Annotated in this window: 7 protein-coding genes, 2 tRNA genes and 3 rRNA genes; 3 read left to right on the top strand and 9 right to left on the bottom strand. The window is 62.0% G+C overall.

The window, feature by feature from the left end:
* The first annotated feature begins 34 nt into the window (after window positions 1-34).
* Window positions 35-1003: a tripartite tricarboxylate transporter substrate-binding protein gene (locus FFT10_RS24045; protein WP_137735424.1), complete on the top strand. Its 969-nt coding sequence runs from the start codon at window positions 35-37 to the stop codon at window positions 1001-1003.
* Between the two features lie 60 nt (window positions 1004-1063).
* On the opposite strand, the gene dtd is transcribed toward FFT10_RS24045, so the two are convergent.
* From dtd to tyrS, 3 genes are read right to left on the bottom strand one after another with little or no spacing between them, the layout of a single operon-like run.
* Window positions 1064-1504 (bottom strand): D-aminoacyl-tRNA deacylase, encoded by a 441-nt coding sequence (gene dtd / locus FFT10_RS24040; RefSeq protein ID WP_137735423.1) that lies wholly within the window; start codon window positions 1502-1504, stop codon window positions 1064-1066.
* Entirely contained in the window at window positions 1501-2391 is an 891-nt protein-coding gene (locus tag FFT10_RS24035; protein ID WP_137735422.1) for a cation diffusion facilitator family transporter, read from the bottom strand. Before FFT10_RS24035 ends, dtd begins: the two co-directional genes overlap by 4 nt.
* Window positions 2391-3647, bottom strand: coding sequence for a tyrosine--tRNA ligase (tyrS, locus tag FFT10_RS24030; protein ID WP_137735421.1), 1257 nt, complete (start codon window positions 3645-3647; stop codon window positions 2391-2393). Before tyrS ends, FFT10_RS24035 begins: the two co-directional genes overlap by 1 nt.
* Before the next feature lie 332 nt (window positions 3648-3979).
* On the opposite strand from tyrS, the gene FFT10_RS24025 reads away from it, so the two are divergent.
* Window positions 3980-5275, top strand: coding sequence for a peptidoglycan DD-metalloendopeptidase family protein (locus FFT10_RS24025; RefSeq protein WP_228027283.1), 1296 nt, complete (start codon window positions 3980-3982; stop codon window positions 5273-5275).
* 49 nt (window positions 5276-5324) lie between these two features.
* A complete protein-coding gene (locus FFT10_RS24020) occupies window positions 5325-6455 on the top strand; it encodes an anhydro-N-acetylmuramic acid kinase (protein ID WP_137735420.1) in 1131 nt (376 codons plus the stop codon).
* Window positions 6456-6535: 80 nt separating this feature from the next.
* Here FFT10_RS24020 and rrf read toward each other — a convergent pair.
* From rrf to ptsP, 6 genes are all read right to left on the bottom strand, one after another.
* Window positions 6536-6648, bottom strand: a 5S ribosomal RNA gene (gene rrf, locus FFT10_RS24015).
* A 139-nt stretch (window positions 6649-6787) separates the two neighbouring features.
* A 23S ribosomal RNA gene (locus FFT10_RS24010) occupies window positions 6788-9661 on the bottom strand.
* A 307-nt stretch (window positions 9662-9968) separates the two neighbouring features.
* Window positions 9969-10044: transfer RNA gene (locus FFT10_RS24005), tRNA-Ala, on the bottom strand.
* Window positions 10045-10065: 21 nt separating this feature from the next.
* Window positions 10066-10142 (bottom strand) — tRNA-Ile (locus FFT10_RS24000).
* A gap of 159 nt (window positions 10143-10301) precedes the next feature.
* Window positions 10302-11830, bottom strand: a 16S ribosomal RNA gene (locus FFT10_RS23995).
* Together the 16S, 23S and 5S rRNA genes with 2 tRNA genes alongside form the textbook arrangement of a ribosomal RNA operon.
* Before the next feature lie 557 nt (window positions 11831-12387).
* Entirely contained in the window at window positions 12388-14163 is a 1776-nt protein-coding gene (gene ptsP, locus FFT10_RS23990; protein ID WP_137735419.1) for a phosphoenolpyruvate--protein phosphotransferase, read from the bottom strand.
* Window positions 14164-14170 lie beyond the last annotated feature (7 nt).

Below are 14170 nucleotides of genomic sequence, written 5' to 3'. Positions count from 1 at the left end.
GCCCGCATCCCAAGTTCCGACCAGGAGACACCGCATGAAACAGGTTCTGATCACCTCCCTGCTGGCCGCCGTCGCCGGTGCCGCACTGGCCGAATACCCCGAGAAGCCGGTCACCATCGTCGTGCCGTTCGCGGCCGGCGGTCCCACCGACAAGGTGGCGCGTGATCTCGGCGATGTGCTGCGCAAGCAGCTGAACCAGCCGGTGATCATCGAGAACGTGGGCGGCGCCGGCGGCACGCTGGGCGCGGCCAAGGTGGCCAAGGCTGCCCCCGATGGCTACACCGTGCTGCTGCACCACATCGGCATGGCCACCTCGCCGGCGCTGTACCGCAAGCTGCCCTACGACACGCTGAACGATTTCGAATACGTCGGCATGGTCAACGAGGTGCCGATGACCCTGGTGGGCCGCAGCACGCTGCCGGCCAACACCATGCCCGAGCTGATGAAGTGGATCGATGCCAACAAGGGCAAGATCAACCTGGCCAATGCCGGCCTGGGTGCTGCATCGCACCTGTGCGGCCTGCTGTTCCAGCAGGCGGTGAAGGTGGACATGACCACCGTGCCGTACAAGGGCACCGCGCCGGCCATGACCGACCTGCTCGGCGGCCAGGTCGACCTGATGTGCGACCAGACCACCAACACCACCCAGCAGATCGAGGGCGGCAAGATCAAGGCCTACGCGGTGACCACGCCCAAGCGGCTGACGTCGCCCGCACTGGCCAAGCTGCCCACGCTGGACGAGAGTGGCCTCAAGGGCTTCAACGTGTCGATCTGGCATGGCATGTACGCCCCCAAGGCCACGCCCAAGGCCGTGGTCGACAAGCTGAACGCCGCCCTGCGCACGGCGATGAAAGACCCGGAGTTCATCAAGCGCCAGGAGGCCCTGGGTGCGGTGGTGGTGACCGATGCGCGCACCGGTGGCGCCGAGCACAAGAAGTTCGTCGAGGCCGAGATCGCCAAGTGGGGCCCCGCCATCAAGGCCGCCGGCCAGTACGCTGATTGAGTCTTGGCGCCAGGGGCGCCTGACCGTGCTGCAACGGCCCCAAGCGGGGCCGTTTGTCATTCAGACGATGCGCAGAGGGATCGTCACCGGGCCGTCGTTGACCAGGGCCACCTTCATGTCGGCGCCGAAGATGCCGGCCTGCACCACCGGATGCCGATCCCGCGCGAGGCGCAGCACCGCCTCGTAGAGGGTGCGGCCCTGCTCGGGCCCGGCGGCCCCGGTGAAGCTGGGCCGGTTGCCGCCGCGCACATCGGCCGCCAGCGTGAACTGGCTGACCACCAGCAAGCCGCCGCCCACGTCGACCAGGCTGCGGTTCATCTTGCCGGCATCGTCGCTGAAGATGCGCAGCTTCAGCAGCTTCTCCACCAGCCGCGCGGCGGTGGCCTCGGTGTCGGCCGGCTCGGCGCACACCAGCAGCAGCAGGCCCGGGCCGATGGCACCGACCACCGCCCCGTCCACGGTGACACTGGCCTCGCGCACCCGTTGCAGCAGGCCGATCACAGCGGGTCCTTCTGGTCGTCGAAGTGCGCTTCCACATCCATCGGCAGCAACTGGATGCTGGCGCGCAGGCCGGGCACGGCCGCCATCAGCGCCTGCTCGACCGACGTGCGCACCGCGGCGGCGCGGCCCAGCGTCCAGCCGGCCGGCATGTGCATGTGCAGATCGACGAATCGGCGCGCACCGGCACGGCGGGTCACCACATGGTCGAAGCGGATGGTGTGCAGCGCGAACTCGGCCAGCGTGGCATCGATCTGGGCGCGCACCGCCGGCTCCAGCGCCTGGTCCATCAGGCCGTCGGCCGATTTCCAGACCAGCAGCACGCCTTCCCGCGCGATGTTGGCGGCCAGCGCGATGGCGATCACTGGGTCCAGCCACAGCCAGCCGGTGGCCTGCACCGCCAGCAGGCCGGCCACCACGCCAGCCGAGGTCCAGACATCGGTGAAGAGGTGGCGGGCATCGCCCTCCAGCGCCATCGAGCGGTGCTCACGCGCCTTGCGCAGCATGGCCACGGCCAGCGCGCCGTTCATCGCCGAGCTGATCACCGACAGCGCCAGGCCCAGACCCAGCTGTTCCAGCGGCTGCGGGTTGAAGAAGCGGTGCACCGCTGCCGCCATGATGGCCAGCGCGGCCACCAGGATCAGCACGCCCTCGAAGCCGCTGGAGAAGTACTCGGCCTTGTGGTGGCCGTAGGGATGGTCGGCATCGGGCGGCTGGGCGGCCACCGTCACCATCATCAGCGCGAAGATGGCGCCCGCCAGGTTGACCAGCGACTCCAGCGCATCCGACAGCAGGCCCACCGAGTCGGTCAGCCACCAGGCACCGGTCTTCAGCGCGATGGTGGCGAGCGCCACCGCGACCGACAGCTTCAGGTAGGCGCTGACCTGCATCAGGCCGCGAGCGTGACCCGCGCGAACTTGCGCTTGCCCACCTGCACCACCACCGTGCCAGCCGGCAGCTTCAGCCCCTTGTCGCTGACCACTGCGCCATCGATGCGCACGCCGCCCTGCTCGACCAGGCGCAACGCCTCGCTGGTCGACGGCACCAGGCCCGCCTGCTTCAGCAGTGCGCCGATGGCCAATGGCGCGCCAGCCAGGGCGACATCGGGGATGTCGTCCGGGATGCCGCCGCGGGCGCGGTTGTTGAAGTCGGCCTCGGCCGCATCGGCCGCCGCGGCGCTGTGGAAGCGGGTGACGATCTCGCGCGCCAGTTGCACCTTGGCGTCCTTGGGGTTGCGACCGCCAGCCACCTCCGCCTTCAGCGCGGCCACCTCCGCCGCGGGGCGGAAGCTCAGCAGGTCGAACCAGCGCCACATCAGCACATCGCTGATCGACAGCGTCTTGGCGAACATGCTGTTGGCGTCCTCGGTGATCCCGATGTAGTTGCCCTTGCTCTTGGACATCTTCTCGATGCCGTCCAGCCCTTCGAGCAGCGGCATGGTCAGGATGCACTGGGGCTCCTGGCCGTATTCCTGCTGCAGCTGGCGGCCGACCAGCAGGTTGAACTTCTGGTCGGTGCCGCCCAGCTCCAGGTCGCTCTTCAGCGCCACCGAGTCATAGCCCTGCATCAGCGGGTACAGGAACTCGTGCACGCTGATCGGCGTGCCGGCCTGGAAGCGGGCATGGAAGTCGTTGCGCTCCATCATGCGCGCCACGGTGTAGCGGCTGGCCAGCTGGATCATGCCGCGCGCGCCCAGCGGATCACTCCACTCGCTGTTGTAGCGGATCTCGGTCTTGGCCGGATCCAGCACCAGGCTGGCCTGGGCGTAGTAGGTCTTGGCATTGGCCTCGATCTGCTCACGCGTCAACGGCGGCCGGGTGGTGTTGCGGCCCGACGGGTCGCCGATCATCGAGGTGAAGTCGCCCACCAGGAAGATCACCTGGTGACCCAGGTCCTGCAGCTGGCGCATCTTGTTGAGCACCACGGTGTGGCCCAGGTGCAGGTCGGGCGCGGTCGGGTCCAGGCCCAGCTTGATGCGCAGCGGCTGGCCGGTGGCCTCGGAGCGGGCCAGCTTCTTCAGCCAGTCGGCTTCTGGCAGCAGCTCATCGCAGTGGCGGCGGGAGACGGCCATCGCCTCCAGCACCCGGTCGGTGACGGGATGGTCAGCCGCGGCGGCCGGCGGCGTGGTGGGCGCGGGGTGTGACATGGTCGGCAGCTCGGGACTTGCCCTGTGTGGGGGAGGCCCATGCACTGGGTATACTCCAACCCTTTGTTTGCGGGTGCGGAGGGTGTGATTTATTCACGCCCGCCCGGGTGAAAAGCCTTGGATTCTAGGCTGTCGCCGCCTGCAAGACTTGTCGATATCGAGCGGTGCCATGCCGTTGGCATCCTGCTTGCACGCAGGGCACCTGGCCCACCAGGCCATGCCGCCCCGCGCGAGGAACCCTGATCTTGCAACCCCGTCTCCAACCCCTGCAGCACTGGCTTGTCCAAGCCCAGACAGCCGCCCGGCGGCACCCCAAGCGCATCACAGCGGCTGTGTTGCTGAGCCTGGGCGGCTTCGCCGTCACCGCCTTCGGCATTGCCCCACTGGCGCCGGATGCCGCCACGCTGCCCAAGCGCGTGGTGGTCGAGCAGCTCGAGGTGGCAGGGCTCACCGAGCAGCTGGATGCCCTGGCCCAGCACCCCCTGCAGCTCGACCGGCATGACGTGACCCGCGCCGGCGACACCGCCGACAGCCTGCTGCGCCGCCTCGGCGTGCTCGATCCGTTGGCGGCCAGCCACCTGCGCCGCGACCGCGATGCCCGGCGGATCATCGACGGCCAGGGCAACAAAATGGTGCAGGCCCGCACCGATGCGGATGGCAGCCTGATCGAACTGGTGGCGCGCTTCCCGGCGTTGGACAGCCAACGCGCCAAGACCCACTTCACCCGGCTGACGATCAGCCGCAGTGACGCGGGTTTCCGCACACTGCTGGAAACCGCGCCGCTGATGCCGCAGACCCGGCTGGGCAGCGGCACGATCCGCAGCTCGCTCTGGGCCGCGGCGGACGACGCCCAACTGCCCGACGCGATTGCCAGCCAGCTGATCGAGATCTTCAGTGGTGATGTCGACTTCCATCGCGAGCTGCGCCGGGGCGACACCTTCAGCGTGGTCTTCGAAGCCCTGACGGCCGACGACCAGCCCATCACCTGGAACGACGCAACCGGCCGCATCGTGGCGGCCGAATTCGTCAACCACGGCCGCGAACTGCAGGCCGTCTGGTTCCACGACGCCGCCAAGGGCAAGGGCGCGTACTTCGCGCCGGATGGCAAAAGCCTGCAGCGCGCCTTCCTTGCCAGCCCGCTGGCCTTTTCGCGCATCACCTCGGGCTTCGCCCAGCGGTTCCATCCGATCCTGCAGAGCTGGCGCGCCCACAACGGCGTCGACTACAGCGCCCCCACGGGCACGCCCGTGCGGGTGGTGGGTGACGGCATCGTCGATCTGGCGGGCCGGCAAAACGGCTACGGCAACGTGGTGCAGGTCCAGCATGCCAATGGCCGCAGCACCCTGTACGCGCACCTGAGCCGCATCGATGTCCGGCAGGGCCAGCGGGTCGAGCAAGGCCAGTCGATCGGCGCGGTGGGCGCCACCGGCTGGGCCACAGGTCCGCATCTGCACTTCGAATTCCGCGTCAACGGCCAATTCCAGGATCCACTGACCATCGCCCGCGCCAGCGAGACCATCCAGATCGACGCCGCCGCAAAGCCGCGTTTCGAGCAGCTGGCGCAGGTCGCGATGAAGCAGTTGGACGCCGCCGAAACCATGATCGGCTTCCGCGGCAACGCCGAGTGAGCAAGCGCGTGGTCTGTGCGCCAGTGCAGGCGCGTCGGGTCACAACCGCATGAGCCGCGGCCTGTTCATCGGCCTGATGTCCGGCACGTCGATGGACGGCATCGATGGCGTGCTGGTCGAGTTGCCAGCCACAGGCACCTGCGAAGTGCTGGGCCATGTGCACCGGCCTTTCGAACCGGCTTTGCGCGACAGCCTGTTCCAGTTGAACAGCAGCGGCCCGGACGAACTGCACGCGGCCGCGCTGGCCGGCAACGGCATCGCGTTGGCCTACGCCGAGGTGGTGCGGGCCTTGCTCGATGGCCACTGCGTGGATGCACAGCAGATCACGGCCATTGGCGCCCACGGCCAGACCGTGCGGCACCGCCCAGGTGAGTTTGATCGCTGGGGCTACACCTGCCAGTTGTTGAACGGGGCGTTGCTGGCAGAGCTCTCCGGCATCAACGTCATTTGCGACTTCCGAAGCCGTGATGTTGCGGCGGGCGGTCAAGGCGCCCCGCTGGTGCCGGCATTCCACCGCGCGGTGTTTGGCGTCAGAGGGCAGGCCACGGCCGTGTTGAACATTGGCGGCATCGCCAACCTGTCCCTGCTGCATGCCGACGGCCGCACGGCCGGCCATGACTGTGGACCAGGCAATGTGTTGCTGGACCTCTGGTGCCATCGGCACACCGGCCGCACTTATGACGCGGATGGGTGTTGGTCGATGCAGGGCCATCCGTCCAGCGCGCTGCTGCAACACCTGATGCAGGAGCCGTTCCTGAGCCGCCGTCCGCCCAAAAGCACCGGGCGCGATCTGTTCCATGGATCCTGGCTGGATGCCGAGCTCGCTTCACTACCCGGCGGCATGGGTGGGTTGCGGCCCGTGGATGTGCAGGCAACCCTCGTACAGTTCACCGCGCAGTCCATCGTCGCCGATTTGCGACGTGAAATGCCCGACGCCAACCGCGTTCTCGTCTGTGGAGGCGGCGCCTGCAACGCAGCCTTGATGCAAGCGCTGCAGCAGGGGCTCCGTGGCGTCGAGGTGGCACCGATCCAATCGGTCTACCGGATGGACCCTTTCCACGTGGAAGCGGCTGCGTTTGCATGGCTGGCTCGACAGTTCCATGCAGGCCAGGCCGGAAACTGCATCGATGTCACGGGCGCCAGAGGCCCCCGGATACTCGGGGCGAGCTACCCGGCCTGATGGAGGCCGGACGCAACCCGGACAGTGCACGCAAAAAGGAAAAGGGCCCTCGAATGATCGAGGGCCCTTTGCGTATATTAGCCTGACGATGTCCTACTTTCACACGGGAACCCGCACTATCATTGGCGCAGAGGCGTTTCACTGTCCTGTTCGGGATGGGAAGGAGTGGGACCACCTCGCTATGGTCATCAGGCTTAACTTGTTGCCGCCGGGACTGGATCATTGGGATCCAAGGTCAGGGCGACCAATTCACAGAGTCGAATTCAATCAGCTTTTTTGATTGCGTCTACAGATGACGGTATAACTTGAATATCGAGACACGTCAAAATTATAGGGTCAAGCCTCACGGGCAATTAGTACTGGTTAGCTTAACGCATTACTGCGCTTCCACACCCAGCCTATCAACGTCCTGGTCTCGAACGACCCTTCAGGGGGCTCAAGGCCCCGGCAAGACTCATCTTGAGACGAGTTTCCCGCTTAGATGCTTTCAGCGGTTATCTCTTCCGCACTTAGCTACTCGGCAATGCCACTGGCGTGACAACCGATACACCAGAGGTGCGTCCACTCCGGTCCTCTCGTACTAGGAGCAGGCTCTCTCAATCTTGCAGCGCCCACGGAAGATAGGGACCAAACTGTCTCACGACGTTTTAAACCCAGCTCACGTACCTCTTTAAATGGCGAACAGCCATACCCTTGGGACCGGCTACAGCCCCAGGATGAGATGAGCCGACATCGAGGTGCCAAACACCGCCGTCGATATGAACTCTTGGGCGGTATCAGCCTGTTATCCCCAGAGTACCTTTTATCCGTTGAGCGATGGCCCTTCCATACAGAACCACCGGATCACTTTGTCCTACTTTCGTACCTGCTCGACTTGTCAGTCTCGCAGTCAAGCACGCTTATGCCAATGCACTATCAACACGATTTCCGACCGTATTTAGCGTACCTTCGAACTCCTCCGTTACACTTTGGGAGGAGACCGCCCCAGTCAAACTGCCCACCATACACTGTCCCCAACCCGGATCACGGGCCAAGGTTAGAACCTCAAACACACCAGGGTGGTATTTCAACGTTGGCTCCACGACACCTAGCGGCACCGCTTCAAAGCCTCCCACCTATCCTACACAGATCTGTTCAAAGTCCAATGTAAAGCTACAGTAAAGGTTCATGGGGTCTTTCCGTCTTTCCGCGGGGAGATTGCATCATCACAAACATTTCAACTTCGCTGAGTCTCTGGAGGAGACAGTGTGGCCATCATTACGCCATTCGTGCAGGTCGGAACTTACCCGACAAGGAATTTCGCTACCTTAGGACCGTTATAGTTACGGCCGCCGTTTACTGGGACTTCAATCAAGAGCTTGCACCCCATCATTTAATCTTCCAGCACCGGGCAGGCGTCACACCCTATACGTCGACTTTCGTCTTTGCAGAGTGCTGTGTTTTTATTAAACAGTTGCAGCCACCGATTCTCTGCGGCCTCATTGGGCTCCCCATGTACTGGTTCACCTACTAAAGGCACACCTTCTTCCGAAGTTACGGTGTCAATTTGCCGAGTTCCTTCTCCAGAGTTCTCTCAAGCGCCTTAGAATACTCATCTCGCGCACCAGTGTCGGTTTGCGGTACGGTCGTGTGTAGCTGAAGCTTAGTGGCTTTTCCTGGAAGCAGGGTATCACTCACTTCGGCGGCAAGCCGCCTCGTTATCACCCCTCATCTAAGCCCGGCGGATTTGCCTACCAGGCACGACTACAGGCTTGAACCGGGACATCCAACACCCGGCTGAGTTAACCATCTCCGTCCCCACATCGCACTACACATCGGTACAGGAATATTGACCTGTTTCCCATCAGCTACGCATCTCTGCCTCGCCTTAGGGGCCGACTCACCCTACGCCGATGAACGTTGCGTAGGAAACCTTGCGCTTACGGCGAGGGGGCTTTTCACCCCCTTTAACGCTACTCATGTCAGCATTCGCACTTCTGATACCTCCAGCAGACCTCACGATCCACCTTCACAGGCGTACAGAACGCTCTCCTACCACTCACACTTGCGTGTGAATCCGCAGCTTCGGTTACTGGCTTAGCCCCGTTACATCTTCCGCGCAGGACGACTCGATCAGTGAGCTATTACGCTTTCTTTAAATGATGGCTGCTTCTAAGCCAACATCCTGACTGTTTTAGCCTTCCCACTTCGTTTCCCACTTAGCCAATATTAGGGACCTTAGCTGGCGGTCTGGGTTGTTTCCCTCTTGTGTCCGGACGTTAGCACCCGGTGCACTGTCTCCCAAGCTGTACTCATCGGTATTCGGAGTTTGCAATGGTTTGGTAAGTCGCCATGACCCCCTAGCCATAACAGTGCTCTACCCCCGATGGTAATACTTGAGGCACTACCTAAATAGTTTTCGGAGAGAACCAGCTATCTCCAGGTTTGTTTAGCCTTTCACCCCTATCCACAGCTCATCCGCTAGTTTTGCAACACTAGTCGGTTCGGACCTCCAGTGCGTGTTACCGCACCTTCATCCTGGCCATGGATAGATCACCTGGTTTCGGGTCTACACCCAGCGACTGAACGCCCTATTCGGACTCGGTTTCCCTGCGCCTTCCCTATTCGGTTAAGCTTGCCACTGAATGTAAGTCGCTGACCCATTATACAAAAGGTACGCCGTCACCTTGCGGCTCCGACTTTTTGTATGCATGCGGTTTCAGGATCTATTTCACTCCCCTCCCGGGGTTCTTTTCGCCTTTCCCTCACGGTACTTGTTCACTATCGGTCGATTACGAGTATTTAGCCTTGGAGGATGGTCCCCCCATATTCAGACAAGGTTTCACGTGCCCCGCCCTACTTGTTCCGCACCTAGTACCACCACCGACTTTTTCCATACGGGACTATCACCCTCTTTGGTCGGACTTTCCATTCCGTTCTGATAAGTCGATGGCTATCATGCGCAGGCTGTTCCGATTTCGCTCGCCACTACTTTCGGAATCTCGGTTGATGTCTTTTCCTCAAGGTACTGAGATGTTTCAGTTCCCCTGGTTCGCCTTGCACACCTATGTATTCAGTGTGCAATACCCTTGCGGGTGGGTTTCCCCATTCGGAAATCTCCGGATCAAAGCTTATTTGCCAGCTCCCCGAAGCTTATCGCAGGCTATCACGTCCTTCATCGCCTGTAATCGCCAAGGCATCCACCACATGCACTTAGTCACTTGACCCTATAACTTTGACGTCTTGGCCGCGTTCACGACCAAAACATCCATCAAGGACTGTCTTTGAGTATCTACGTTATGCCGTCTTCAAGCTCAATGCTGATTCGCATCAGCAACGAGTTGAATATCTGTTGACGCAATCAAAATGTTGTCGACGGCACGGTGCGCACAGCCCCTTTACGAACTGCACGCTTTCCGTCGACAACGCTGATTTTCGACTCTATGAATTGTTAAAGAACAACAGCCAACTCGCGAAGGCTGACCCAAACACCTGGACAGGCGCTTGGGTCAGCATCACAAAGAATTGAAGTGGTGGTGGAGGATGACGGGATCGAACCGACGACCCCCTGCTTGCAAAGCAGGTGCTCTCCCAGCTGAGCTAATCCCCCAACGATCTGACATCGAATGGTTGGTGGGTCTGGTTGGATTCGAACCAACGACCCCCGCCTTATCAAGACGGTGCTCTAACCGACTGAGCTACAGACCCGCGCATTCGTCATGGAAGCGCCAGGCCCGATCGTCATTTGCGCACGCTGGCTCCGCCATCGTTCGCCGACGCTCACCAAGCTCACGCTCCACTGCAATTTTTCTGTTGTCAACAACAGCCGATAAGTGTGGGCGCAGAAACTTGAGTGCTATTTTCCAGAAAGGAGGTGATCCAGCCGCACCTTCCGATACGGCTACCTTGTTACGACTTCACCCCAGTCACGAACCCTGCCGTGGTAATCGCCCTCCTTGCGGTTAGGCTAACTACTTCTGGCAGAACCCGCTCCCATGGTGTGACGGGCGGTGTGTACAAGACCCGGGAACGTATTCACCGCGGCAAGCTGATCCGCGATTACTAGCGATTCCGACTTCACGCAGTCGAGTTGCAGACTGCGATCCGGACTACGACCGGTTTTCTGGGATTGGCTCCCCCTCGCGGGTTGGCAGCCCTCTGTACCGGCCATTGTATGACGTGTGTAGCCCTACCCATAAGGGCCATGAGGACCTGACGTCATCCCCACCTTCCTCCGGTTTGTCACCGGCAGTCTCATTAGAGTGCCCTTTCGTAGCAACTAATGACAAGGGTTGCGCTCGTTGCGGGACTTAACCCAACATCTCACGACACGAGCTGACGACGGCCATGCAGCACCTGTGTTCTGGCTCTCTTTCGAGCACTCCCAAATCTCTTCAGGATTCCAGACATGTCAAGGGTAGGTAAGGTTTTTCGCGTTGCATCGAATTAAACCACATCATCCACCGCTTGTGCGGGTCCCCGTCAATTCCTTTGAGTTTCAACCTTGCGGCCGTACTCCCCAGGCGGTCAACTTCACGCGTTAGCTTCGTTACTGAACAGCAAGCCGTCCAACAACCAGTTGACATCGTTTAGGGCGTGGACTACCAGGGTATCTAATCCTGTTTGCTCCCCACGCTTTCGTGCATGAGCGTCAGTACAGGCCCAGGGGATTGCCTTCGCCATCGGTGTTCCTCCGCATATCTACGCATTTCACTGCTACACGCGGAATTCCATCCCCCTCTGCCGTACTCCAGCCTTGCAGTCACAAGTGCAGTTCCCAGGTTAAGCCCGGGGATTTCACACCTGTCTTGCAAGACCGCCTGCGCACGCTTTACGCCCAGTAATTCCGATTAACGCTCGCACCCTACGTATTACCGCGGCTGCTGGCACGTAGTTAGCCGGTGCTTATTCTTCAGGTACCGTCATCCTCCCGAGGTATTAACCCAGAAGATTTCTTCCCTGACAAAAGCGGTTTACAACCCGAAGGCCTTCTTCCCGCACGCGGCATGGCTGGATCAGGCTTGCGCCCATTGTCCAAAATTCCCCACTGCTGCCTCCCGTAGGAGTCTGGGCCGTGTCTCAGTCCCAGTGTGGCTGGTCGTCCTCTCAGACCAGCTACAGATCGTCGGCTTGGTAGGCTTTTACCCCACCAACTACCTAATCTGATATCGGCCGCTCCAATAGCGCGAGGTCTTGCGATCCCCCGCTTTCACCCTCAGGTCTCATGCGGTATTAATCCGGCTTTCGCCGGGCTATCCCCCACTACTGGGCACGTTCCGATATATTACTCACCCGTTCGCCACTCGTCGCCAGGTTGCCCCGCGTTACCGTTCGACTTGCATGTGTAAGGCATGCCGCCAGCGTTCAATCTGAGCCAGGATCAAACTCTTCAGTTCGATCTTGATATTTACTCAAAGAATTGAAGTGAACTTCACTTGCATGAAAATTCAATTCAGTGAGCGTTTAAAGTCACTAGGACCTCGACTCATCAAGCACACATCTCTGCGTACCCAACTCGTCTTGGCACTCGCCTTCCAACGCCCACGCTTATCGGCTGTTGATTTTTAAAGAACTTGTCTGCTTTGCTTTCGCGTTGCCGACAAAGAAGCGGAATTCTGATTCGATCCGAAGATCTTGTCAACTGCTTTTTGCTTCTCTCTTGCTGCTCGTCGCGTCTGCCAGTTGGCTTGGCTGTTTGCAGCGCAGCCTGCGATTCTGGCACGTCTTGTTGACCGTGTAAACCCCCGCTCGACGTTGACTTCATCTGCCATCTTGCGGCCCGCGTCGGCGCCTGTTCAGCGAAGCCCGCGTTTTTAGCACAGAAACAATCGCTGTCTGCTGCGCTGTTGTTGATCTTGTCACACACCATGCCGGAGCACGCTGGTCACTCCGCCTCGCTTGCTGCGCGGCGGCCAGCCTGGCTGTCAGGCAGTCGCCAGCCGCAGTCGTCCGGTCAGGCGCTTCGGCTGCGCTGAGCCCAGCGCTCGTTCATGGCCAGCCAGGTGGCGGCGGGGTCGGCGCTCGCCAGCGCCGGACCCACCTCCTTGGCCAGCCGTGCAGTGTCGGCGCGCAACACCCGCTGCTTGACGGAGGAGAGCTGGCTTGGATGCATGGACAGGCTGCGCAACCCCATGCCGAGCAGGAGATCGGTGAAGGCGACGTCACCCGCCATCTCGCCGCAGACGCTGACGGACTTGCCAGCACCATTGGCCATGGCAATGACATTGGCGATCAGCTGCAGCACGGCCGGGTGCCACGGGTCGTACAGGTGGGCCACAGCCTCGTCTGCGCGGTCGATGGCCAACGTGTACTGGATCAGATCGTTGGTGCCGATGGAGACGAAGTCGAAGTGCTGCAGCAGCAGCGGCATGGTCATCGCCGCGGCCGGGATCTCGATCATCGCGCCCAGCTCGACATCGGTGAACGGGATGCCGGCATCCTGCAGCTGCTGGCGGGCGCGCTCCAGCGCATCCAGCGTCGCCAGGATCTCGCTGCGGTGGGCGACCATCGGGATCAGCACCCGTACCTTGCCGTAGGCGCTGGCACGCAGGATCGCGCGCAGCTGCTGCCGGAACATCGCCGGCTCCGACAAGCTCCAGCGAATGGCGCGCAACCCCAATGCGGGATTCAGCGCGTGTTCGTGCCGCAGTTCATGCACCGCCATGCGGTCGAGCGGCTTGTCGGCGCCGATGTCCACCGTGCGGATCGTCACTGGCAGGCCCGACATGGCCAGCACCGCGGCGCGGTAGGCCTCGAACTGTTCGTCTTCGTCTGGCAGTTCGCCGTTGCGGTTCATGAACAGGAACTCGCTGCGAAACAGCCCCACGCCGACAGCGCCGGCCTCCAACGCGTTTGCGGCATCACCGGGCAGCTCGATGTTGGCCAGCAATTCCACGGGCTGGCCGTCGAGCGTGACCGAGGGCATGTGCCGCAGGCGGTGCAGGCGTGCACGCTCCAGTTCGCTCTGGCGCTGGCGGAAGCGGTACTCCTCCAGCACGATGGGCGTGGGGTTGACGACGACCACGCCGGCATCGCCATCGATGATCAGCCAGTCGTCCTGGCGCACCAGGCGGCTGGCTTCGCGGGCGCCCACGACCGCAGGGATGTCCATGCTGCGGGCAACGATGGCGGTGTGCGAGGTGCGGCCACCCACATCGGTGACGAAGCCCTTGAACACGCTGCCCTTGAACTGCAACATGTCGGCCGGCGCGATGTCGTTGGCCACCAGCACCAGTGGGTCGCCGCCGTCCTGGTCGCGGCTGTGGCTGACCTGCGGCAACAGCGACTCTTCCTTGGCCAGGGCCCGCAACACGCGCTCGGCCACCTGCTCGATGTCGGCCTTGCGCTCGCGCAGGTAGTCGTCGTCCATTTCATCGAACTGCCGCACCAGCACATCGGTCTGGGCGGTCATGGCCCACTCGGCGTTGTAGTGGCGCACCTCGATCCAGTGCCGGGTGGCATCGGTCAGCATCGGATCGTTGAGCAGCATCAGATGCACGTCCAGCAGCGCAGCCAGCTCGGGCGGCGCTTCGGGCGGCAGGTCGGCCTTCAGCGTGGTGATCTCCTGCACCACGGTGTCGCGTGCATGGCGCAGCCGCGCCACCTCGGCGGGCGCATGGGCCGCGTCGATGAAGTAGTGCGCCACATCCACCCGGCTGGAGGCCACCAGCACGGCACGGCCGATGGCGACACCGCGCGACACCGGTTGGCCGAACATCTGGATGCTCATGCGGCGA

Origin of the sequence: Pseudaquabacterium pictum (assembly GCF_005403045.1) — a bacterium.
Lineage (GTDB): Bacteria > Pseudomonadota > Gammaproteobacteria > Burkholderiales > Burkholderiaceae_C > Pseudaquabacterium > Pseudaquabacterium pictum.
This window is presented reverse-complemented; position numbering and strand designations above follow the sequence as displayed.

Excerpts from the sequence above, each read along its gene's own strand:
- FFT10_RS24045 (WP_137735424.1), top strand. The coding sequence starts at position 35 with ATGAAACAGGTTCTGATCACCTCCCTGCTGGCCGCCGTCGCCGGTGCC.
- FFT10_RS24035 (WP_137735422.1), bottom strand. The coding sequence starts at position 2,391 with ATGCAGGTCAGCGCCTACCTGAAGCTGTCGGTCGCGGTGGCGCTCGCC.
- tyrS (WP_137735421.1), bottom strand. The coding sequence starts at position 3,647 with ATGTCACACCCCGCGCCCACCACGCCGCCGGCCGCCGCGGCTGACCAT.
- FFT10_RS24020 (WP_137735420.1), top strand. The coding sequence starts at position 5,325 with ATGAGCCGCGGCCTGTTCATCGGCCTGATGTCCGGCACGTCGATGGAC.
- ptsP (WP_137735419.1), bottom strand. The coding sequence starts at position 14,163 with ATGAGCATCCAGATGTTCGGCCAACCGGTGTCGCGCGGTGTCGCCATC.